The organism is Flavobacterium urumqiense (genome assembly GCF_900108015.1).
GTDB lineage: Bacteria > Bacteroidota > Bacteroidia > Flavobacteriales > Flavobacteriaceae > Flavobacterium > Flavobacterium urumqiense.
The window spans coordinates 1-23,924 of record NZ_FNVP01000001.1 but is presented as its reverse complement, the minus strand read 5'-3'; the positions used below and the strand labels follow the sequence as shown (position 1 = coordinate 23,924).

Sequence of the window (23,924 nt, the reverse complement as noted above, 5' to 3'; positions counted from 1 at the left end):
GTGAATCAGCTGCTTTTGAAAATAAACAGCAAAACACTTGACAACGCCTATCTCACAATCGTATATTTGCAAACGATTTAGAATTTTGCTGTCCTGAGAGAAGTTGAAGGACATAATTATAAGTCATAACTCATAAATTTTTTAAATGAAATTATCACATTTTCAATTCGATTTACCAAAAGAACTTCTTGCCGAATATCCAGCTGAAAACAGAGACGAAGCTCGTCTAATGGTTATTGATCGTAAGAAGGGAACTATAGAGCATAAAATGTTCAAAGACGTTATCGATTATTTTGATGACGGAGATGTTTTAATTCTGAATAATACCAAGGTTTTTCCAGCTCGTTTGTATGGAAATAAGGAAAAAACAGGAGCAAGAATTGAAGTTTTTTTACTTAGAGAATTAAACTCTGAGCAAAGACTTTGGGATGTTTTAGTTGATCCGGCTCGTAAAATCAGAATTGGAAATAAATTATATTTTGGGGATGATGACTCATTAGTTGCCGAAGTAATTGACAATACTACTTCTCGTGGTAGAACATTGCGTTTTCTTTACGATGGTTCTTATGAAGAATTTAGAAATAAATTGACGGAACTTGGAGAAACTCCAATCCCAAAATACATTTCAAGAGATGTAACTCCGGAAGATGCGGAACGTTACCAAACGATATATGCTAAAGAAGAAGGAGCAGTAGCAGCGCCAACAGCAGGTTTGCACTTTTCTAAAAATCTATTGAAAAAATTAGAGATTAAAGGAATAAAATTTGCCGAAGTTACACTGCACGTAGGTTTAGGAACTTTTAATCCGGTTGAGGTTGAAGATTTATCGAAACATAAAATGGATTCTGAGGAATTAAAAATAACGCAGGAAGCTTGTGATATCGTTAATGATGCAAAAGTTAAAAAGAAACGTATTTGTGCCGTGGGAACTACATCTATGCGTGCAGCTGAAAGTGCGGTTTCCTCACAAAGAACATTGAATCCTTTTGACGGCTGGACAAACAAATTTGTTTTTCCTCCTCACGATTTCAGTATCGCTACGTGTATGATTACAAATTTTCACACACCAAAATCAACTTTATTAATGATGGTTTCCGCATTTTGTGGACATGATTTAATGAAAAAAGCATATGCAGAAGCGATCAAAGAAGGATACAAATTCTATTCTTATGGTGATGCCATGTTGATTATCTAATAGCCAATTTATATAAGATTAAAAAAAACTCGTCAGGAATGGCGAGTTTTTTTTATGCAATATGAAATAGGATAATTGTAATGGCGTTTTTCGGGCTGTACATTGCAAGTTTTTTTAAAAAACAAAGTAATACTAGCACTGCGGGAGCTTTCTCCGGTCGCTTCCTCGTTGCTGTATTACTATTTGTTTTTGTAAAAAAAGCTTTCCATTTCCATCCCTAACGCAATGTTGCCGGTATCGATTACTTATTATTCTAATTAACTTGATAAACCAGTTTTACAGTAATGTTTGCTGTTTTATTTTTGGACTGCGTATTGAATGAACCACCATAAGAAAAATCTTCCGATGAGTTTTGACCTGTTATTTGAAAAACACCCATGTCTGATTTTTTTAGATTTCCAAGATTTGCATCCGCATTTTCAGCAATACTTTTGGCTCTAATACTAGCGTCTTTTGTAGCTTCAGCAATCATTTTTATTTTTAATTCGGCTAATTTGGTGTAATAATATTCAGGTGGATTAGAATAAAATTCCACACCCGAATTAATCAATTCACTGGATTGTCTCGAAATTTCTTCAATCTTATTTACTTCCTTAGATTGAATACTCACGCTTTGGGTCAACGTAAATCCGGTGAAAATTTGTTCTTTTGTCGTGCCGTTATCATTAAAAATAGTTTGAAAATCTTTGTTGAAATTCACCGCCGAAAAGACCATTTCATTCGGAGCAATTCCTTTGCCTGATAAATAACTTTTTATTTTTTCTCTGTCAGTATCTAATGCCGCGTAAGCTTCCTTCAAAGTCATACTTTTTTTAGAGAAAGAACCGCTCCAAACTATTAAATCAGAAACAAAATCTTTTTTTCCTAAACCAGTCACGCTTACAGTATCATTGCTTTTATTTCGATTCTGAAAAGCATTCGAAAATAAATAAGCTGAAATCACAACGGCTACTGAAATAATAATAACATTCAAATTGTTTTTAAGCATAACTTTATTTTTTTTATTCAATCAAATATAATCAAATAACGAGTTAGTTTTGGATTCAGTATAGCATCGCGGAATTATTTTTCGTTCGCGAACTACTTTTTTTTAACTTTTATCTTTCTGTCTGAAATGCTAAAGTCTTTTATCTATCTGTCTTTTTTTACTACTTTTACAAAACAAAATCCAAACAATGACTTTCGAAAATACTCTTGAATTTGCAAAACAACTTGATGCACAAGATCATTTAAATAAATACCAAAATGAATTTATTTTTCCAAAGGTAAACGGGAAAAAGGTGATTTACTTCACTGGAAATTCATTAGGATTACAACCTAAACGCACTAAGGCATACGTAGATGAGGTTATGAATGACTGGGCGAATCTTGCCGTTGAAGGCCATTTTTACAGCGAAAAACCATGGTGGGATTACCATGAACGATTTGCTAATCCGTTGAGTAAAATAGTGGGGGCGCTTCCCAGCGAAGTTACCGTGATGAATACTTTAACAGTAAATCTGCATTTATTGATGGTTTCTTTTTACCGACCTACAACAACCAGATATAAAATCATTTGTGAGGAAAAAGCTTTTCCTTCAGATCAATATATGTTTCAAAGCCAAGTTCATTTTCATGGGTACAAACCAGAAGCTGCGATTGTGGAAATCAAGCGTCGCGATGGCGAACACAACATTCGATTAGAAGATGTTTTGGCTAAAATTGATGAAATAGGGGATGAGCTGGCGTTAGTTTTAATTGGTGGTGTGAATTATTACACCGGGCAGGTTTTTGACATGAAAACCATTACCGACGCAGGCCATAAAGCTGGCGCAAAAGTGGGCTGGGATTTAGCGCACGCTGCAGGAAACATTAAATTAGAACTTCACGATTGGAATGTAGATTTTGCGGCTTGGTGCAGTTATAAATACATGAATTCCGGACCGGGAAATGCTTCAGGATGTTTCATTCATGAAAAGCATCATAATAATTCAGATTTGCCAAGATTTGCTGGCTGGTGGGGACATAATAAAGAGCGCCGTTTCAAAATGGAACAGACTTTTGATCCAATTCGTGGTGCTGATGGTTGGCAAATAAGCAACCTACCAGTGCTGTCACTAGCTCCTTATTTAGCATCGGTAGAAATGTTTGATGAAATTGGCATGGACTCATTAATTCAAAAAAGAGATTTAATTACTTCCTATTTAGAATTCATTCTTTATGAAATAGACAAAGAAGTGGATAGTAGTTTCGAGATTATTACCCCTTCAAATCCATCAGAAAGAGCTTCACAGTTGTCAGTATTGCTTCACGGAGAAGGGCGTAGTTTGTTTGATTATTTAATGAAAAATGGTGTGATTACAGATTGGCGTGAACCTAATGTTATCAGATTGGCACCGGTTCCATTGTATTGTTCGTTTGAAGACATGTACAATTTTGGTCAAATTTTAAAAGCGGGAATAGTAGGTTAGTTCCTCCTGCAATTACATAATAAATAAGTTGATTAGCATAAGCATTAATTAAAGATTTCATTGTTTCTTTGTAGACTTAGAAATTCTAAATTTTATAATCATGAAAAAAATATATTTAACAGTACTGTCTTTAGTAATTATTTCTTGTCAAAATCAAGGAAAAATGGAAATTCAAAAAGCAAAACAAGTTAGTATTGATTCGATGAAACAAGTTAGTGCGGATTCGATGACTGCTGAATTTGAGAAGCAAAAAGTTATTGATTCGATGCAAATTGAAATGGCTAGAGTCGAAGATGCCAAGATAGAAACTCAAAAAGAAGTTGTTGTTGTCAACCATCAAGCGGCAGCTAATACAACCACAACAACAACCACAAAGAAGAAAGGTTGGAGCGGAGCTGCAAAAGGCGCTGTAATTGGAGCTGGAGTTGGAGCCGTTACAGGAGCGATTATCAGTAAGAAAAAAGGTCAAGGAGCAATAATTGGTGGTTTAGCAGGAGCGGGAGTTGGTGCCGGAACAGGTGCTATAATTGACGGAAGCAAAAAAGAATAAAATAAGTTTTTATATAAATAGAGAGTGTTTAAGTTCAAATCGAATTTAAACACTCTTTTTATTTGTCGCAGTATTTGCGGTTAATATGAATTCATATCTTGAATAATTTCGTTTGCCTTTACTTTGATTTTATACAATTCTTCGGGATTTATTTTTTTTAATAAATTCAGCATCATTCCCATGCGTTGGTTTCCTTTGAAATACTCTTTTTTCTCATCTAGAAAATTCCAGTATAACGTATTGAAAGGACAGCCTTTGTCTCCAAATTTCTCTTTGACATTATAATGACATTTGGCACAATTATTACTCATTTTATTGATGTAACTTCCCGAGGAAACATACGGTTTTGTAGCTATAATTCCGCCATCAGCATATTGTGACATCCCGCGGGTATTGGGCATTTCGACCCATTCAATCGCATCTATATAGACGCCAAGATACCAAGCGTCTACTTCATCAGGATGAATTTGTGTCAATAGCGTAAAATTTCCTATCACCATAAGACGCTGAATATGATGTGCATAAGCTTCGTCTAAACTTTGATTGATTGCATGGCTCATGCAGTTCATTTTGGTTTTACCGGTCCAGAAAAAATCTGGTAACTTGTTTGAGTTTTCCAAGACATTCATTTGGGCGTAATTGGGCATTTCTTTCCAATAAATTCCTCTAATATATTCGCGCCAACCCAGAATTTGCCGCACAAATCCTTCTACTTGTGAGAGTGTTATTTCAGCTTCATTTGCATGATAAAAAGCAATAACAGTCTCGATTACTTCTTGTGGTGAAAGCATTTTACTGTTCATAGCAAAAGACAGACGAGAATGAAAAAGGAATTTTTCATCGGTATGCATTGCATCTTCATAATCACCAAAATGTTTCAGCAAATTAGTACAGAAATACTCTAAAACTTCTAAAGATTGCTCACGGGAAGTCGGCCAGCTAAAATTATGGGAATCAATGTTTCCGAAAGTGACTATACCGGCTTCTTTTATTTGGGCAATAACTTCAGAAACATTGGTATGAAAATTTTTTTCCGTCGGAATCGGAACTTCCCCTTTGTATTTTTTGCGATTATCAGCATCAAAATTCCATTGGTTTCCTACAGGAGTTGACCCATCCATTAAAACATGATGTTTTTTACGCATGCTGCGATAAAAATTCTCCATCAGTAACAACTTCTTTCCCTCAAAAAAATCGGATAATTCGTGGCGTGTGGTATAAAAATGTTCCGAGTCAAAAGCTTCTGATTCGATTTTTAGATTGGAACAAATCGTTTTTAATTGCTGGTCAAGTCGATATTCATCGGGTAATTGGTATTCGAATTTTTCGATTTTGTATTTTTCGACACAAAGGGCAATTATTTTTTCTAAATCCTGTGGATTTTCGCCATCGGTAATTTGAAAATATACGGCATGATGTCCCTGTGCTGTTATAGCTTTGTAAAAATTCCTCATCGACAGAAAAAACGCTACAACTTTTTGAATGTGATGCTTAACATAATCCGTTTCCTGACGCATTTCTGCCAGAAGATAAATCGTGTCTTTTTCACATTCCTGAAACCATGAATGTTCTGTATTTAATTGATCGCCAAGGATTAATCGTAATTTTTGCATTTACTATTTTTTAAAAAATGAAGTAGTGGGAATTTCTTTTCGGGCATATTGAAAACGATCCACTAATTTGGGTAAACAATAGCCATCAAGACCATTCAATGCCACAACATTGCCTCGGTCAATTTGTAACCAACCATCTTGATGTTCCAATTCTTCTTCAAAAAACAAATTTTCGATAGAAGCAATCACATGAATCGTATCATTTTCCTTGATGTAATACTCATTCACATATTTGCAATATAATTGAACGGGACTTCCTTTTACGAAAGGGATATCAATATTAGGTTTGTATTCTTCTTCAAGATTTGTTTTGTCAAACTCAGAAATTCCCAATTCATAATTAGCTGATGTGTGATGCGCATCTTCAATCATGTTCACTGTAATATGATTTACAGTAAAATAACCGGTTTCTCTGATGTTTTTGTAAGTATCTCTGGGAACAGTTGTTGGTCTCATTATAAAACCAATCAATGCAGGATTACTTCCTAAATGAGTGACACTGCTAAAAATTGCTACATTAGATTTTCCGTTAAGTGATTTTGTAGCCAGAAGATTAGCCGATTTATATCCTGTACAAGAATTGATTAAATTCAGTCTTTCTACTTTCTCCATTTGAGAAATAGCATCTTTAGAGATGTGTTTCATGTTTTTTAATTTAAAACAAATATACTTTTTGTTTAATTAATTTCGAAATAAATGGAACAAAATAAATATATTAATATAAAATCGTTTTTTATGACAAAAAGGAATCAAAAAATAAATTGTTTAAAATAACGTACAAATCATATATATTTGTTTACCAATTTATTTAAACATGAAAAAACTCAAAAAAGTCCTTCTGGTTTTACTTTCGTTAGTAGTCGTTATAACAATAGCTTTAGTAGTTTATGGTTTTTATTTAAAACCAAAATACGAAGGCGAAGTGCAATTGAAAAATATCCAGGAAGAAACTACGGTTTATTTTGATGAATTTGGAGTGCCTCATATTTATGCCAATAACTCAAAAGACGCAATGGAAGCGTTGGGTTACGTCCATGCGCAAGATCGATTGTGGCAAATGGAATTGATGCGACGTATTGCTCCGGGACGATTATCAGAAATATTTGGTTCGGTTGCTTTAAAAAACGATAAGTTTTTTGCGGGACTCGGAATCGAAGAAGCTTCTGCAAAAGCAATCGCAGCTTTGGATAAAAATAGTCCAAGTTATCAATTGACGATGGCATATTTGGATGGAATAAATCAATATATTAACGAGGGGAAAACTCCGATTGAGTTCAGTCTGGTTGGCGTTAAGAAAGAAAATTTTACTATAAAAGACGTTTATAATATCTTTGGTTATATGTCTTTTAGTTTTGCAATGGCTCAAAAATCGGATCCGTTGTTGACTGACATTCGAAATAAATACGGAATGAATTATCTCAAGGATTTTGGTATTGATGGTTCATTTAATACCACCCGAATTAAAAATGCCAAAAAACAACCTCAGGAATATGTCGCAATTGCTAATTCAGTAGCTTCTCTTTTAGACCAATCTCCAATTCCTCCTTTTGTGGGAAGTAACAGTTGGGTAATTGCACCACAGAAGACGAAAAACGGCAAAGTGATTTTTGCCAATGATCCCCATATTGGATTTTCACAGCCAGGAACTTGGTATGAAGCCCATATCGTAACACCAGATTTTGAGTTGTACGGTTGTTATCTGGCGGGAACACCGTTTCCTTTATTAGGTCATAATAGAGAATACGCGTATGGTTTAACGATGTTTGAAAATGATGATATCGATTTGTATCAAGAAGAAAATAATCCTTATGATGCCAATAAATATAGAACACCAAGTGGATTCAGTAATTACGAAACTAGGAAAAAAATCATAAAAGTAAAAGATTCTACCAATGTGGTTTTGAATTTAAAAGTGAGCCGACACGGACCCGTTATGAATGATATGATCGACGGTTTAAATAAAGATAAACCGGTTGCAATGTCTTGGATTTATACACAACAACCAATTCAAATTCTTGATGCGGTTTATATGCTGTCACATGCTAAAAGCAAAGATGATTTTCACAAAGGAGTGGCTTTGATAGCTGCGCCGGGATTGAATGTGATGTATGGCGATGCTAAAGGAAACGTCGCTTGGTGGGCTACTGGGAAATTATACAAGCATAATGAAGGGGTGAACACTAATTTTATTTTGGATGGCGCCAGCGGTAAAGATGATATTACTGAATATTTGGATTTCTCCAAAAATCCGTCGGCGGAGAATCCAGCTTGGAATTATATATATTCTGCCAATAATCAGCCGGAACCGATTGATGGATTTTTATATCCTGGTTATTATCTGCCAGAAGACAGAGCTAGAAGAATCACACAATTGTTAGACCCAAAATCCAATTGGGATAAAGAGTCTGTAAGCAAAATGACTTTCGATAATACTTCAATAGTTACACCAGAAGTAGTGAAGAATTTAATTTCGAATGTGGATTACAATGTGCTTTCTAAAAATGAAAAAGAAGCCATCACTGTTTTAAAATCTTGGAAAGGATCTAATAATCTGAATGATGTGGCTCCGACAATTTACAATAAATGGATTTATTTTTATTTAAAAAACACCTTTGAAGACGAACTTGGTGTAGCTAATTTCAAGCAGTTTTTAGGAACGCATATCATGAAACAAATAGTGGCGAAACAAATGGCGAATGAAAATTCACTTTGGTGGGATAACATTTCGAGTAAAAGTGTGAAAGAGACAAGGAGCCAGATTGTTTCGAAATCTTTTAAAGAAGCGATGATGTCGTTGGAGAAACAACTGGGAAATTCAGTTTCTTCGTGGACATGGAATCGAGTGCATGTTTTGGAGTATCAGCATCCATTGGGAAAGGTGGCGGCGTTAAGACGTATTTTTAATGTGGGTCCTTTTGAAGTTGCGGGTGCAAATGAAGTGATCAATAATCAGTATTTCGATTATACCGATGATGCAAAATACGTGATAAAAGGAGGTCCGTCAACGAGAAGAATTATTGATTTTTCGGATATAGAAAACAGTTGGAGTATTTTGCCAACAGGACAATCCGGAAATCCGTTGAGTTCTCATTATAATGATCAGTCTGTTCTGTACAATGCCGGAAAGTTTAGAAAAATGAAACTGAATAAAGCGGAGATTGTAAAGACTTCGACGAAATTAGTTTTCAGGGCCAAATAATATATAGGTATAAAAGCTGTGATTATACGGATTTTTAGCTTTTCTGATTGAAACTGATTAAGTTGATAGCAGGATTTGCGTGAGGGATTGAAGTGGAAATCCCACGCTTTTTAGCGTGGATTGCAACGAAAAGCACGACCCGACTTTTTTGGGAGGGTCACGCCCAAATAAAGCTGTTAAATTGCCTGATTCTGTTGATTATTACTTAATTTTGCCAACTTACACTTACATTTTTCTTGATGCAAACTCCTAAAAAAATAGCAATTGTTGGTTCCGGATTAGTTGGTTCCTTATTGGCTATTTACCTCCGTAAAGCGGGCCATACTGTTCACATTTATGATCGTAGTCCAGATATTCGACAAATTCAATTTTCGGGTCGTTCCATAAATTTGGCAATGTCAAACCGTGGTTGGAAAGCGTTAGATGCCGTTGGAGTGGGAGATGATGTTCGAACTATTGCAATTCCTATGGACAAACGCGCCATACATTTAGTTGATAAACTTAATTTTCAGAATTACGGTCAGGAAGGAGAATCTATTTATTCGATTTCGAGAGGTAGTTTGAATAGGAAAATGATAGATTTAGCTGAAAATGCGGGTGCTGAATTCTTCTTTGAACATAAAATTTGGGATGTAACTTTAGATGATGCGACTTTGCACATTGGTGAAACGGAAAGAGGTGCATGGGAAGATAAAAAATACGATATGGTTTTTGGTGCCGACGGTGCTTTTTCAAGAATACGTCACCGTATGCAACGCCAGAATATGTTTAATTACTCACAGGAATTTTTAAATATGGGTTATAAGGAATTGAATATTCCTGCAAATGCTGATGCTTCTCATAAATTAGACAAGAATTCCTTTCATATATGGCCACGAGGCGAGTACATGCTGATTGCGCTGCCTAATTTAGACGGCAGTTTTACCTGTACTTTGTTTATGCCTTTTGAAGGAGAAAACTCTTTTGCATTTTTGACAGACAGGAAATTGGTCGAGGAGTTTTTCGAAAAGAATTTACCCGATACGATTGATGTTATTCCAAAATTAGCTGAAGATTTTTTCAAAAATCCAACGAGCACGTTAGTAACCATGAAATGCTTTCCTTGGACTTATCATGATAAAGTTGCCTTAATTGGCGATGCCTGTCACGCTATTGTACCATTTTACGGACAAGGAATGAATGCTGGTTTTGAAGACATTTCGGTACTTTATGAAATGATTGAAAAATATGGCGATGATTGGAAAACAATTTTTTCAGAATATGAAAAATCCCGTAAACCCAATGCTGATGCGATTGCGGAACTTTCATATCGCAATTTTATGGAAATGAGTTCTAAAACAGCTGATGAGAAATTCTTGTTGCAAAAGAAAATTGAAAAATCATTTTCTGATAAATATCCTGAAAAATGGATTCCGCTTTACAGCAGAGTGACATTCAGTGATCGTCCTTATGCTGAGGCTTTGGCGATCGGAGATTATCAAAACGCAATTATGGAAGAAGTTGTAAGAATGGAAAACATAGAAAGTATCTGGGACAGTAAAGAAGTGGAAAATAAAATTTTATCTCTTTTAGAATAAAAAATAGTAATCAAAATTCAACAACAAGAGCAATAAAGTTGAATTTTGATTGTTGTAATTAATCTTCTTCGCGATGCACTTTCGTAAAATAGAAAGCCAGTTTGCAACTGGCAATATGTGTGCAAGGTTCTTCAAAAGGATTCGAATATTGAACAGTGGTATTTTTCTCAATTTTTATGAATTGACCCGTTTTAACAATGACGATTTCCCCTTCAATATTAAATTGTTTTTACAGGTATTTTGACTTGAGTATCAGCTAACGCTTCACCATCAAGTATAGCTCCGTCTAAAATGATACTTTCCCTTTTTGAATTGTACTCTTCATTAATTTTTTTATGGAAGCATCTTTTTTATTCATGATTTAATAAATTTTTTTAATCTGTTCTGACAATTACTTGAAATTTTAGGTTTGGAAAAATTCACAGGAGAACGTATTTTATAATTTTCCGATAAGATCAAAACAGATTTATATTGTTTAGAATATTTAGCAGAAATAAAGTGGAAAGAAGGGTTTACATGTGTAAAATGCAATGACACAAAATTCACTATCTATAAAAAGAATTTCGCAAGAGAATGAAACACATGCCGTCATATTGAATGTCCGATTGTAGATACTATTTTTCACAGAGTTCGATTAGGTTTGAGAAAAGCATCTATAATTGTCTTTGAGATGCGTGCAACCACAAAAGGTTTCCCCACAAAAACAAAAAGCAAAACGATAAAAAATCAGTAGCACTAAGGCACTAATTTTATTAAAAAAGTTAGAATCAGTATGACAAGTAGTGGTTTACAGCCAATAATTGGTCTGGTTTTTGTTAATAAACTTGTTTTGGTGGTACAGAAGAGCTTAAGTAAGGAAGAAGCAATGATTCAAAAAAAAGTTGATAATCGCCGTTGAAACAAATGATATTGGCGCAATCAAAAAAGCTTATTTTGACCAACTTGAAGATTATCCGTATGAAGAAATACGCAAAATATTTGTAAATCTTCGACAATAAAAACAAACAAATGGACTAGTTATAATCCATTAAAAAAAAGTTTGATTAAAAACAGATAAAGAGTGAAAAAGCATCTTCAAAATAATTACATACTATAATTCATCAGGTAAAATCTTGGTGGAGAAATACTTTTTCTTAAATTCATAAAGAGCCTATTCAGAAGCATTTAGACGAGTGTAGTTACCGAATTAATAGGTTAATTCATAAGGAAAACATTTTTGAACTACTTATAAACATAATCATGAACACTTAAAAAGTTTTATATCAAGATCTTAGAATAAGTAAATAAGCGAACCTCTCAAAAAATTTAAATTATTTTAGAGGTATTATTTTTTTTAAAATGAGTTTAATTTTAGTGATTACTATTGCTTTATTGCTTTTTTGTTAAGAATTGTTAAAAAAAATATTTTATTTATCTTCTGCTTGTACATTAGCAGATTGTCACTATATTTCATAATACAGTATATTTATATAAGTTAAACGCTTAAATTTATTATATATTTTGATATAAACGCAAAGTAATGAAAGGCAGGGTATTTATTGAAATAAAATTAATTGTAATAAAATAAAAAAAAGTTTTTTTATTTAAACTAAAAATATAAATTTGCTCCACTACAAGTTATTATTATTAAAGATTATTATTTAAAACTATTAAAATTAAAAAAAAATGGCAAACGTTAAAAAAGAAAACGGATCAAAAGGAGGAGGAATGATTTCAGGAATCATTATTGTTGCATGTGTTTTTGTTGGATGGATAGTATGGAATTTTATAATGGGTAATGGTGCTAATTTCGAAGGTGGCGTTAATACTGGTCACCCAATACCAGGGAATTACTTGGCAATGGTTTACAAAGGTGGTCCAATTGTGCCTATTTTATTAGGATGTTTATTAATGGTTATTGTATTTTCTTTTGAGCGTTATGCAGTAATTTCTAAAGCAGCTGGGAAAGGAAATTTAGATATGTTCATGAAAAATGTTCAAAATAACATTACTACTGGAGATATCGATGGTGCTATCTCATTATGTGATAAACAAAAAGGTTCTGTTGCAAATGCAATAAAATCTGCTTTGTTGAAATACCAAGACGTTAAAAAAGAAGGTTTAGATAGCGAAGCTGCTGCAGAAACTATTCACAAAGAAATTGAAGAAGCTACTTCATTAGAAATGCCAATGTTGGAAAAACACATGACTATTCTTTCTACTTTAGTTTCATTAGGAACTCTTGCAGGTTTGTTAGGAACAGTTACAGGGATGATTAAAGCGTTTGGTGCTTTGGCTTCTGCTGGAACTCCAGATCAAGCTGCACTTGCAAATGGTATTTCTGAAGCATTGATCAACACTGCAACAGGTATATCTACTTCAGCGTTAGCTATTGTTGCTTACAACTTTTTTACTTCTAAAATTGATACTTTGACTTATTCTATTGATGAGGCTGGTAATACAATTGTAAATACTTACAGACACTACAGAAGTACTCAAAAATAATTAATAATTTAATTTATAAGAAAATAGCAATCTTGTAATGAGAGCTATTTTCTTATAAATATTAAAAAATATATTAATGGCTATAAAAATGTCCAAAAAAGCGGCGTCTATTGATATGACAGCTATGTGTGATGTGGCTTTTCTTTTGCTGACTTTCTTTATTTTGACTGCTACAGCTAAGATTCCGGAAGCATTGCCAGTAGATACTCCTGCTTCGCAAGTTCAAACAAAGCTCCCGGAAACGGATTTGGCTACGATAACGATAGGAAAAGGCAAGGTGTTTTTTGATTTAAAAGGTAGAGAGGTTCGTAAAAGAACGCTTGAATTGATGGGTCAAAAGTATGGTGTTGCATTTACAGAAGACGAATCTTCAAAATTTGCATTAATGGAAGGGATTGGAGTGCCGATTGCAAATCTTAAGCAATTGATTGGAATGAAAACTGCAGAAAGAAGTAAAGAAGGTTTGCAGCCAGGTATTCCTAAAGACTCACTTGATAATCAATTGAAAGAATGGATCTACAATGCTCGTATTGCGAATATTGAAGTAGATGATAAAGAGTTGCAGATTGCTATAAAAGGTGATGCAAAAGAAGAGTATCCAGCTATATTCAGAATTATGGATATTCTACAGGACCAAAAAATCAATAACTTCTCTTTAGTTACTGGTTTAAAAGCAAAAGAAAAAAACTAAAAAAAATACACTAAAATGGCTGAATTAAATACCGGCGACGGTGGTGGCAAAAAAGGTGGAAAGGTAAGAAGTAAAAAATCAGGCTCAAAAGTAGATTTAACTGCTATGGTGGATTTAGCTTTCTTATTGATTACTTTTTTCATGCTAACTACTACGTTGTCTAAACCGCAATCGATGAGTTTGGGTTTGCCAGATAAGGAAGACGATAAAAATAAGGACAAGCCAATCAAGGTTGATGAGAACCGTACTATGACTGTATTATTAGGTGATAATAATAAAATGACGTATTACATGGGTTTATTAGCAACACCAATTGCTGGTCCTAAAGAAATTTCTTATGGCAAAGAAGGGATTCGTAAAGAATTACAAAAAAGAAAAAAATCAGTTCTAGAGTATACCGGTAATAAAGATAAAGGGATGATTGTGATTATCAAACCAAGTAAAAAATCAAATTACCGTAATTTAGTTGATATTCTAGATGAAATGGCGATTGTAGATGTACCAACATATGCTATCGTAAATGATTTTACTCCTGAGGAACAGAAATTGTTAGAAGGTAAATAAGATTTATCTTATTACTCAATAACCTAATAACTAAGAAAAATGAAATTAGATATATTCACAAACCAATGGCTTGATATTGTATTCGAGGGTCGTAATAAGGCCTACGGTGCTTATGAGCTTAGAAAAACCAACAACAAGACTACGGTTAAAGCTCTTGTGCTTGGCGCAATTGTTTTTGCTCTTGCAGTTAGTACTCCACTTATTGTAAGTCTTCTTCCTGATTCTTCAGATGATACTGTAGCATTAGATACTAAAATCACAGCAATAAAATTGCCGCCTAAGAAAGAAGAAATAAAAAAAGATCTTCCTCCGCCTCCACCACCTCCTCCGAAAGTGGATCAAGTAAAATTTGTGAAGCCAGTAGTGGCTAAGGCAGATGAAGTAACGGAAGAGCCACCAAAAATTGTTGAAATAAAAGACAAGAAATTAGGTGCTGAAACTATTAAAGGGGATCCAGATGCTGAATTGACGGTTGAACCAGTAGGTACAGGTCCTGCAGCAGTAGTTGAAGAGGATAATCAAATTTATAATACTGCTGGTATCGAGGTAAAACCAGAGTTTCCCGGCGGTATGGAAAAATTTTACTCTTATGTAGGTAAAAATTACCAAACCCCTGAAGAAGAGGGCTTGAAAGGAAAAGTTTATGTAACATTTGTAGTTGAAAAAGATGGTTCATTAACTGATATCAAAGTAATCAGAGATATTGGTTACGGTACAGGAAAAGAGGCTATTCGTGTTTTGAACAAATGTCCTAGATGGAACCCTGGTGAACAAAATGGTAAAAAAGTTAGAGTACTTTATTCTCTTCCTATTACTATTCAATCTGCAGAATAATGCTAAATAACATAGTAAATAATATTAAGAAGAAATCGCTTAAAGAGCGATTTCTTCTTGTTTTAGGAATTTTGTTTTTTCTGGTTTACCTAATTTTAGGTTTATTTATTATCTTTATGAAGAATTTTCCTCTTGCGATTCAACCAAATTATAGGATAGCTTTTGGGGTTTTACTTATAGTGTATGCTTCTATTAGATTCTTCCGGATTATTAATGATAATGTCAACTAGATTATGAAAAATTACACTAAAATTTCGTATTTTGTTTTTCTTGCAGCAATTATATTATTTTTCGCATGCAACCAATCTAAAAGCTCAAAGAACAAGGAAACCATACTTAAAGGTTCAGCAACTGTTTATGTTGATGAAACGCTAACCCCTGTTATTGAAGATCAGGTTGAAGTTTTTGAAAATAAGTATGAAGCTAAAATTAAACTTATTTCTAAATCTGAAGTAGAGACTGTTAATTCATTGTTTAAAGAAAAGTCGGCGATAGCTATCTTGTCAAGGAATTTGACAGTAAAGGAATTAAAGGTATTTGAACAAAAAAAAATTGTTCCTAAAATAACGATTTTTGCTACAGACGCTGTTGCTTTAATCGCAAGTAAAAAAAATAATGATTCTATTGTAGCTTTAAAGGATATAATCAGTTTTATGCAAGGGAATACTGTTCCCTCTATCAAAGGATTAGTTTTCGATAATCCAAATTCAAGTACCGTTCGATATATGAACTCTTTGGCAGGAATAAATGCAATACCAAAAAAAGGTGTTTTTTCATTTAAAACAAATGACGAAGTAATTAAATATGTTTCTGAAAACGACGGGATGATCGGGATCGTTGGGGTTAATTGGCTTTCGCAACCTATGCCTGATATGCAAAAATATGTTGATAATGTAAATACATTAAACGTAAAAGGGCTGGATAATGAAAATGCTTTCGCTCCAACTCAGAATAATATCGCAGAGAGAAAATACCCTTTGGCACGCGATTTGTATATTATCAATTGTCAGGGATATTCTGGATTAGGAATGGGCTTTGCTTCATTTGTAGCAGGAGATATAGGGCAGAGAATAATTTTAAAATCTGGATTGCTTCCTGTTCGTATTCCTGGAAGGAATATCACAATTAGGAAAAATATTGAAAACGATAAAAAATAAATTAACTACAACAAAGATGAATAAATTTAAAATTTTTAGTGTTGCTTTAGTAGCTTCGGTAACCGTGAGTCAAGCTCAAGATTTAAATCAAGCAAAAAAAGCAATTGACGCAGAACAATTTGAGAAAGCAAAATCGATGTTAAAATCGATTATTCAAGCTAAACCAAGTAATGGAAGAGCTTCGTTTCTTTTGGGAAATATCTATCTTAATCAAAGCGTTACTGATTCTGCTAAAATCTATTTTCAAAAAGGAATTGCAGGTAGCGATAACGGAAAACTGAATTATATTGGTTTAGGACAAATTGATTTAGATAATAACAATGTTGCTGCTGCTCAAGCTAATTTTGGATTAGGAACAAAAGGTATCAGCAAAAAGGACGTAGAGGAATTAGTATATGTTGGTAAAGCTTATATAAATGCTGTAAAGCCAGACTATAAAAGTGCCATTGCGATTTTGAATCGTGCTAAAATTAATAATTCATCAGATGCACAAGTACAGCTTGCGCTAGGAGATGCTTATTTTGGTGATAACAATCAGAATGATGCGTATGTTGCATACAGAAATGCGTTTCAAGCCGATAATACGTTGTTAAGAGCTAAAATGCAGTTAGGAGTTTTGTTAAAAGGCGCTAAATCTTATGATGAGGCCATTAAAGCATTTAATGAAGTAATTGCTCTGAATCCTAATTATGGTCCAGTTTACAGGGAACTTGCTGAAACCTATTATAAAATTGCGAGAAACAAACCTTCAAAATCTGTTGAGAGTTTGAAAACTGCTATCGGTTTTTACGATAAATACATGAGTTTAACAGATTATTCTATTACTTCTCGCATGCGTCATGCTGATTTTCTTATTCTTGTAGGGGATTATAAAGCACTTGAAATTGAGGCTAATAAAATGAAAAAATTGGATAACGTTAATCCAAGAATTTTACGTTATTTAGGTTATGCGGCTTACGAAAATGGTAATGTTGATTTAGCTAAAACGTCATTAGAAAATTTCATATCAAATCCAACAAACAAGATTATCGCTAAAGATTATATTACTTTAGGTTTAGTGAAGATTAAAAAAGGGACAAGTGCTGATGGGCTATCGGTTGATCCAGCTGCTTTCAAAGAAGGTTTGGCTATCATTAAAAAAGGTGTCGAACTCTTACCTATAGCTGCAGAAGATTTGAATGAAGTTGGTAAAAAATTATTTACTCAAAAATTATTCAAGGAAGCCGCTGCAATTTTTGAACTTAGTTCTAGTAATAAAGAATCAAGAAATTATTTAGACGATAATGTTTATTATGGCTTATCGCTATATTATGACAATAACAGAAAAGACATAAAAGCAGATCCTATTGCTCTACAAAAAGCCGATGCTGCTTTTGCTAACGTAATTGCTGCATCTCCGGACTATCAAGAAGCCTATTTGTATAGAGCCAGAACAAATAGATTGCTTGAAAACGATGTTGTTATGACTAAAGCATACCAAGATTATATAGATAAGACTACACAAAAGGGAGCTGAAGAATTAGCTAAGCCAGCAGTGAAAACTAAATTTATAGAAGCTTACAATAATATTGCAGTTATCTATTCTAAAACAGATAAAGTAAAAGCAAAAGAATATTTAAATAAAACTTTAGCTATTGACCCAGCTAATCAATATGCTTTAGACGCATTGAAAACTTTGAAATAATTAAATATTTCATATCTGTAGAAACCGGTAGTTCCATTTGAACTATCGGTTTTTTTTTGAGAAGAAAGTTGGAATTATTTCAAGATTATTATTTTATTAGCGACAACTTTTTTTCTATTGGTAATGGAAATGAGATGATTTTATTTCAAAGGTATTATTAGTCATAAAGTAAAATGAAAATAGTAATTAAGGCTTTCGATTAAGTCTGTAAATTTTCAAAAAGCATTTTCAAAATTTCAAATTAACTCCTTTTCAATTAACTATCTTTGCACTTTAAAATAAAATAATGCTATCAAAAGAAATACAATTAGAAGTTAATAAAGGCGCAATGCTTCCGTTGATGGAAGAATTCTACACTATTCAAGGTGAAGGATTTCATACAGGCACCGCAGCATACTTTATTAGAATTGGAGGATGTGATGTAGGTTGTCATTGGTGTGATGTTAAAGAAAGTTGGAATGCTGAAATACACCCACCAACAAGTATTGATTTAATAGTCGCTAATGCAAATAAATATGCAGATACTGTAGTCATTACCGGTGGAGAACCTTTAATGTGGGATATGACTTTGCTTACTCAAAGACTAAAAGATCAAAATTTAAAAGTGCATATTGAAACCTCCGGAGCCTATCCGCTTTCCGGAACTTGGGATTGGATTTGTCTTTCGCCAAAGAAAAATAAATTGCCTACGGAAACGGTTTATGATAATGCACACGAGTTGAAAGTAATTATTTACAATAAGCATGACTTTGTTTTTGCAGAAGAGCAAGCCGAGAAGGTAAATCCCAATGCTATTTTATTTCTTCAGCCAGAATGGAGCAAAAAAGAAGAGATGACTCCATTAATAGTGGATTATGTGATGAATAACCCAAAATGGCGAGTATCGTTACAAACCCATAAATATCTAAATATTCCTTAATAATAAGTACCCCAAACTGTAATTATAGTTTGGGGTATTTTGATAAAAGAGAGAAAAAGTAAATTACTGATCTTACTAAATTACCAATTTTTTTGTTTTTTTAATTCCATAATATGCGCTAAGTGGTGGTTTCCATGCCAAGCATAAAGTCCAATTATTTCCTTGATTTTAAATTCGTTGTTATATTCAGGATGAATGAAAGTTTTTTCTAAATCTTCTTCATTTAAACTTTTCATTAAATAGGCTAATCTATAATGCAACCCTTCTAGAAAAGATAATGTGGGTTGAATAGGCATCGTTAAATTATCATGTAATTCTGCCCAACGGTCTTCATGATAGAATTTTATTATAGGTTTTTCCTCGGTCATAGCCCATTTTATTCTGATAAAGCAGTTCATATGACTATCGGCGCAATGATGAATCACTTGACGAACGGTCCAGCCACCTTCACGATAAGGAGTGTTGAGTTGCTTCTCTGTTAAATAAATGACTTCTTTTTTCAAGCGCTTTGGAAAACTTGCAATTTCAGTTATTTTTTCTGCTAAATAATTGCCAGAATATAATTCGGGTGCAATAAACTTACCAATGGGATAGCGTAATTTTTCTAATGCTGAATTTTCCATAATTTTATTAGTCTTTACTCCTGTTTGCTTTTTCTTTCTTTAAATCGAAAGCCTCGCTAAATAATCATAATGTTCGCCTTCAAGAATTAATTCACATTGAAATCCATTATCTAAAGCAGCATTTTGCAAAGTATTATAATCAATGAACATCCAATCGAATGGTTTTTCTTTCTCGCCTTTGTAGGAAATATTAAAAACAATTTCGCCATAATATTCATTTTTTGAAGGAATCCACTTTCCTCCGTCTTCATCATCATCAAACATATAAATTATATCAGAACTGTCTAATAGGATTTGTCCACCTGGATTTAATAATGATTTTAATTTTAAAAGAAAATTCGGGATGTTTTTAAGTTTACCACACATTCCAGCTCCATTCATTAAAAGTAATATTGTATCATACTTTTCATTTTCTAAAGTCATCACATCTTGAACTTTTGCATTCTTTAATCCACGAAGTGTGCATGCTTGGATTGCATTTGCAGAAATGTCGATTGAAGTAACAGCTAATTTTTTTTCGTTTTGTAAAGACAAACTATGGCTACCTGCGCCACAACCTACATCTAAGATTTTACCTTTGGCAAGTTGCAACGCTTTTTTTTCCATTTGTGGCATTTCATCATAAGATCGAAATAAATAAGCAACTGACATTTCATCTTCTTCAGAAATGGTAGTCTCCGTAATTAAATCTTCGGGAGCATTATTAGTTTGATAATCAAGTATGGCTTTGCCGAAAAGGTCTTTCATTAGAGTTGATATGTTAATTTGGTTATTTGTTGATTTGTTTTAAGTAATTTCGCAAAATGTTTTATCGAATAACCGAATAGACAAATCTACGAATGAACACTATTTTAAACAATCTTCCTAAAGAAGCCAAAGATAAGCATATCGAAAACAAAAAGTATTTCGATAAGCTGAAAAAGAAAACGCCAAAAAATTTAGACTATGTAATGCAGGATTTACATGATGCTGAATTCAAAAGAACAGATTGCCTAAAATGTGCTAATTGCTGTAAAACAACAGGGCCTTTATTTACCGATGCCGATATTGAGCGCGTCTCCAAATATTTGCGACAAAAACCCCAACAGTTTATCGAGCAATATCTTCAAATTGATGAAGACAGGGATTATGTTTTGCAAAGTGTCCCTTGTACTTTTCTGGATAATGAAAATGCATGTATGATTTATGATGTTCGGCCGAAAGCTTGTAGAGAATTTCCGCATACGGATAGAAAGAAATTTCAACAAATTACAGATCTAACTTTGAAAAATGTTGCCATTTGCCCAGCCGCTTACAATATTGTAGAAGAAATGAAAAAGAAATTGCCACTGTAAAAAAGATTTTCATCAAAATAAATTAAACATTTTCGGTCTCGTCTCCATTTCCTTTGCGGAGTTCCGAGACTTCGGGAGGGGTGAGGATTAATAAAGCAAATACTTCGCTCTCATTTTCTTAAATGTTTGCAATCCCCTTTTCCAACTTTCTCTGATTTCCTTTTCCGGAATTCCATTTTCGATTTGTCGCTGCAGTTTTTTTGTTCCAGCTAACTTTGTAAAAAAAGCATTGAAGAATTTTGATTTGTCACTGGTAGTGTTATAGGCTTTGATAAGCCATTTTAATTCCAATTGATTTACTCTTGGATGTGTTGATAAATCTTCACCATAACAAATCACTCCATTGTAAACTGGGTTTTGTGCGCCTAAATTTGGTTTCGGAATAAAACTAAAATCACTTTTTGGTAAATAAGGAGAGCCATAAATTTGAAATTGTTTATCCGTACCGCGACCCACACTGACATTCGTGCCTTCAAAAAGACACAAACTAGCATACAAATTCACCGCTTGATCGTTCGGAAGATTCGGTGATGGTTTTATTAGCAAACTATAATCCATTTTTCGGTTGTAATTGAGACACGGAATAACGGTCAATTTGCACTGAACCCCGTTTTTCAACCATTTTTCACCATTAATCATTTTTCCATATTCTCCAATAGTCATTCCGTGAAGCGAAGGAATTGTGTGCATGCCCACAAAACTCGTAAACGCTGCCTCTAGAACTGGTCCGTCAGTAATATTTCCATTGGGATTGGGTCTATCAAGAATGAGTAATTGGATATTGTTTTCAGCGCAAGCCTCCATAATATAATGTAACGAGGAAATATAGGTATAAAAGCGAGCACCCACATCTTGCAAGTCAAAAACCATGGTATCAATGCCAGCTAATTGCTCTGGTTTTGGTTTTTTGTTGTCCCCATAAAGAGAAATAATTGGCAGTCCAGTTTTGGAATCTTTTCCGTCAACAACATGTTCGCCTGCATCTGCTGTTCCACGAAAACCATGTTCAGGAGCAAAAATGGTCTTGATTGTAATGTCTTTTTCTAATAAAAAGTCGACAATACTTAAAGTTTTTGGTTTTATAGCTTCAGAATGTTTTCCCCCAGCATTTATAGCTAAATAATTTACAATTCCAGTTTGGTGGGTTACAATTCCAATTTTTTTATTTTTTAATAAAGGAAGATAAGCAGTATAATTATCGGCACCAGTTTTAATAGTATTCTTGGACACACCTGTTGTTTTTATTAAACGGTCCGTTTTCATTTCTTGTGCTTCTGTTTTTTTGACACTACAAGAGATTAGAGTAGTAAATAAAAATAAAGTAGAAAATGTATTTTTTAAAAATGGAGCCATAATGATAATCATAATAAAATTAATGTCTATTAGTGTAATTCGTGTTTTAGCTGTATTTTTGGCACAAGCGACGCAAACTGGCTTAGCAAATACAAAATAGAAATTGAATCAACTTGAATTTAGAATACTTCATCGCTAAAAGACTCATCACTGCTAAAGATTATAAAAGTAGCATATCTGCGCCAATTATAAAAATTGCAATTTCGGCAATTGCTATTGGTATGATCATGATGATTATTTCTGTGGCAACGGGAATTGGGTTGCAACAAAAAATTCGAGAGAAGGTTTCTGCTTTCAATGGACATATCATTATTTCGAATTACGATAACAATCAATCGGCAGTGACACTGGTGCCTATTTCCAAGAAACAGGATTTTTATCCAAAGTTCACTTCGATTCCAGAAATAAGTCATGTTCAAGCCATCGCGACAAAAGCTGGTATTATAAGAACCGAAACAGCTTTTGAAGGAATTGTTTTAAAGGGAGTCGGCAAAGATTATCAGTGGAGTAACATTAAAGAATATTTAATTTCGGGTAGACTACCGGATTTTTCTAAAGAGCTAAATCAGGAAGTGCTGATTTCTCAATTCTTGGCGAATAGACTAAATTTAAAAGTTGGTGATTCCTTCAATACTTTTTTCATCAAAGAAGGTCAAAATAAATTACCCAATATCCGAAGATTCAAAATCACGGGAATTTTCAACTCTGGTTTTCAGGAATTCGATGCTACTTATGTATTAGGAGATATTCGACATCTGCAACGCATCAATAAATGGAATCCAAATGAAGTAGGAGCATTCGAAGTTTTTGTGAATGACTTCAACAATATAAAAACAATTGGCGAGCAGGTTTATGAGCAAACTGCTTCAACACTTGATACAAAAACCATAATCGAAAAATACAGTTACATATTCGAGTGGCTTCAATTATTCGATTTCAATATCATAATCATATTAGTAGTTATGATCGTAGTGGCAACAATCAACATGGTAGTGGCACTTTTGGTTCTTATTCTTGAGCGAACCCAGATGATAGGAATATTAAAAGCGTTAGGAGCTGATAATTGGTCGGTTCGAAAAATATTTCTCTACAACGCCTTTTACCTTATAGTAAGAGGATTGTTTTGGGGGAATTTAATTGGGATATCGTTGTTGTTAATCCAGCAACATTTTGGACTAATCAAACTCAATCCCGAAAATTACTATGTAAACCAAGCTCCAGTATATCTCAATTTGGGCTACATAATGTTATTGAATTTACTCACGGTCACCGTTTGTTTCCTAGTGTTACTAATTCCTTCGTATATAATAACCAAAATATCTCCGGTAAAAGCCATTCGTTTCGATTAGAGAACCATTTGGGCGTTCCCGTTTATAAAAAAGAGGCTATTATCAATAAGGGTATTAGCCTCTTTTTTATAAACGGTCGGGCTATTCGTTACAAGTCCTCATAAAGTTGCGTTTCACTTCACTTTCTTGTGGGCTTTCCGCTGCTATCCCTAACGCGGGCGGCGTTTCATCGAATTTTTGATTTCTACTAAGGAACAGTCCTAATGCCCACTATTAATTTGTTCTCCTATATAGGAGTGAAGTGTATACTAACAGTATTATTTTTCTGCGACCAATTGTATAATGATTAGCATCAATCTATCCATTTTGTCACCCTTTCCTTAGGAGAGGGCCGGGGAGGGTAAAATA

General features: G+C 33.7%; 20 protein-coding genes. 14 read left to right on the top strand and 6 right to left on the bottom strand.

The genetic code is table 11. From position 1 onward, the window contains the following. Positions 1 to 145: 145 nt before the first annotated feature. Positions 146 to 1,195, top strand: coding sequence for a tRNA preQ1(34) S-adenosylmethionine ribosyltransferase-isomerase QueA (gene queA / locus C4S35_RS00110; protein WP_103998228.1), 1,050 nt, complete (start codon positions 146 to 148; stop codon positions 1,193 to 1,195). A 253-nt stretch (positions 1,196 to 1,448) separates the two neighbouring features. Here the strand turns inward: queA and C4S35_RS00105 are convergent, their stop codons facing one another. Then, a complete protein-coding gene (locus tag C4S35_RS00105; protein WP_103998227.1) occupies positions 1,449 to 2,183 on the bottom strand; it encodes an SIMPL domain-containing protein in 735 nt (244 codons plus the stop codon). A 187-nt stretch (positions 2,184 to 2,370) separates the two neighbouring features. Between C4S35_RS00105 and kynU the strand changes: the two genes are divergently transcribed. Together kynU and C4S35_RS00095 are read left to right on the top strand one after the other, a co-directional pair. Next, a complete protein-coding gene (gene kynU / locus C4S35_RS00100; protein ID WP_103998226.1) occupies positions 2,371 to 3,645 on the top strand; it encodes a kynureninase in 1,275 nt (424 codons plus the stop codon). Between the two features lie 100 nt (positions 3,646 to 3,745). Next, positions 3,746 to 4,195, top strand: coding sequence for a glycine zipper family protein (locus C4S35_RS00095; RefSeq protein ID WP_103998225.1), 450 nt, complete (start codon positions 3,746 to 3,748; stop codon positions 4,193 to 4,195). A gap of 80 nt (positions 4,196 to 4,275) precedes the next feature. On the opposite strand, the gene C4S35_RS00090 is transcribed toward C4S35_RS00095, so the two are convergent. Both C4S35_RS00090 and C4S35_RS00085 read right to left on the bottom strand, forming a co-directional pair. Further along, positions 4,276 to 5,808 (bottom strand): cryptochrome/photolyase family protein, encoded by a 1,533-nt coding sequence (locus tag C4S35_RS00090; RefSeq protein ID WP_103998224.1) that lies wholly within the window; start codon positions 5,806 to 5,808, stop codon positions 4,276 to 4,278. A gap of 3 nt (positions 5,809 to 5,811) precedes the next feature. Continuing rightward, the gene (locus tag C4S35_RS00085) at positions 5,812 to 6,453 is read right to left on the bottom strand and encodes a flavin reductase family protein (RefSeq protein ID WP_103998223.1); all 642 of its coding nucleotides are present in this window, start codon (positions 6,451 to 6,453) and stop codon (positions 5,812 to 5,814) included. A gap of 169 nt (positions 6,454 to 6,622) precedes the next feature. On the opposite strand from C4S35_RS00085, the gene C4S35_RS00080 reads away from it, so the two are divergent. The 9 genes from C4S35_RS00080 (at position 6,623) to C4S35_RS00030 (ending at position 18,917) form a co-directional block, all read left to right on the top strand. Beyond that, positions 6,623 to 9,007, top strand: a complete 2,385-nt coding sequence (locus C4S35_RS00080) for a penicillin acylase family protein (RefSeq protein ID WP_103998222.1) — start codon at positions 6,623 to 6,625, stop codon at positions 9,005 to 9,007. 239 nt (positions 9,008 to 9,246) lie between these two features. Then, a complete protein-coding gene (locus C4S35_RS00075) occupies positions 9,247 to 10,584 on the top strand; it encodes an FAD-dependent oxidoreductase (protein ID WP_103998221.1) in 1,338 nt (445 codons plus the stop codon). Positions 10,585 to 12,249: 1,665 nt separating this feature from the next. Then, complete coding sequence (locus tag C4S35_RS00065; protein ID WP_103998220.1) at positions 12,250 to 13,068, top strand: MotA/TolQ/ExbB proton channel family protein; 819 nt, start codon at positions 12,250 to 12,252, stop codon at positions 13,066 to 13,068. Positions 13,069 to 13,144: 76 nt separating this feature from the next. After that, positions 13,145 to 13,759 (top strand): ExbD/TolR family protein, encoded by a 615-nt coding sequence (locus tag C4S35_RS00060; protein WP_103998219.1) that lies wholly within the window; start codon positions 13,145 to 13,147, stop codon positions 13,757 to 13,759. 15 nt (positions 13,760 to 13,774) lie between these two features. Further along, positions 13,775 to 14,323 (top strand): ExbD/TolR family protein, encoded by a 549-nt coding sequence (locus C4S35_RS00055; RefSeq protein WP_103998218.1) that lies wholly within the window; start codon positions 13,775 to 13,777, stop codon positions 14,321 to 14,323. A 39-nt stretch (positions 14,324 to 14,362) separates the two neighbouring features. Beyond that, entirely contained in the window at positions 14,363 to 15,157 is a 795-nt protein-coding gene (locus C4S35_RS00050; RefSeq protein WP_103998217.1) for an energy transducer TonB, read from the top strand. A gap of 233 nt (positions 15,158 to 15,390) precedes the next feature. After that, positions 15,391 to 16,314, top strand: coding sequence for a PstS family phosphate ABC transporter substrate-binding protein (locus C4S35_RS00040; RefSeq protein ID WP_103998216.1), 924 nt, complete (start codon positions 15,391 to 15,393; stop codon positions 16,312 to 16,314). Positions 16,315 to 16,330: 16 nt separating this feature from the next. Further along, entirely contained in the window at positions 16,331 to 17,998 is a 1,668-nt protein-coding gene (locus C4S35_RS00035) for a tetratricopeptide repeat protein (RefSeq protein WP_103998758.1), read from the top strand. 286 nt (positions 17,999 to 18,284) lie between these two features. Continuing rightward, the gene (locus C4S35_RS00030; protein WP_103998215.1) at positions 18,285 to 18,917 is read left to right on the top strand and encodes a 7-carboxy-7-deazaguanine synthase QueE; all 633 of its coding nucleotides are present in this window, start codon (positions 18,285 to 18,287) and stop codon (positions 18,915 to 18,917) included. A gap of 80 nt (positions 18,918 to 18,997) precedes the next feature. On the opposite strand, the gene C4S35_RS00025 is transcribed toward C4S35_RS00030, so the two are convergent. Together C4S35_RS00025 and C4S35_RS00020 are read right to left on the bottom strand one after the other, a co-directional pair. Continuing rightward, positions 18,998 to 19,540, bottom strand: coding sequence for a YfiT family bacillithiol transferase (locus C4S35_RS00025; RefSeq protein ID WP_103998214.1), 543 nt, complete (start codon positions 19,538 to 19,540; stop codon positions 18,998 to 19,000). 39 nt (positions 19,541 to 19,579) lie between these two features. Beyond that, complete coding sequence (locus C4S35_RS00020) at positions 19,580 to 20,287, bottom strand: class I SAM-dependent methyltransferase (RefSeq protein ID WP_103998213.1); 708 nt, start codon at positions 20,285 to 20,287, stop codon at positions 19,580 to 19,582. Between the two features lie 92 nt (positions 20,288 to 20,379). On the opposite strand from C4S35_RS00020, the gene C4S35_RS00015 reads away from it, so the two are divergent. Continuing rightward, positions 20,380 to 20,874 (top strand): YkgJ family cysteine cluster protein, encoded by a 495-nt coding sequence (locus tag C4S35_RS00015; protein ID WP_103998212.1) that lies wholly within the window; start codon positions 20,380 to 20,382, stop codon positions 20,872 to 20,874. Between the two features lie 87 nt (positions 20,875 to 20,961). On the opposite strand, the gene C4S35_RS00010 is transcribed toward C4S35_RS00015, so the two are convergent. After that, positions 20,962 to 22,137: an exo-beta-N-acetylmuramidase NamZ family protein gene (locus C4S35_RS00010; protein WP_103998757.1), complete on the bottom strand. Its 1,176-nt coding sequence runs from the start codon at positions 22,135 to 22,137 to the stop codon at positions 20,962 to 20,964. A 203-nt stretch (positions 22,138 to 22,340) separates the two neighbouring features. Between C4S35_RS00010 and C4S35_RS00005 the strand changes: the two genes are divergently transcribed. Further along, positions 22,341 to 23,576: an ABC transporter permease gene (locus C4S35_RS00005; RefSeq protein WP_103998211.1), complete on the top strand. Its 1,236-nt coding sequence runs from the start codon at positions 22,341 to 22,343 to the stop codon at positions 23,574 to 23,576. The last annotated feature ends 348 nt before the right edge of the window (positions 23,577 to 23,924 follow it).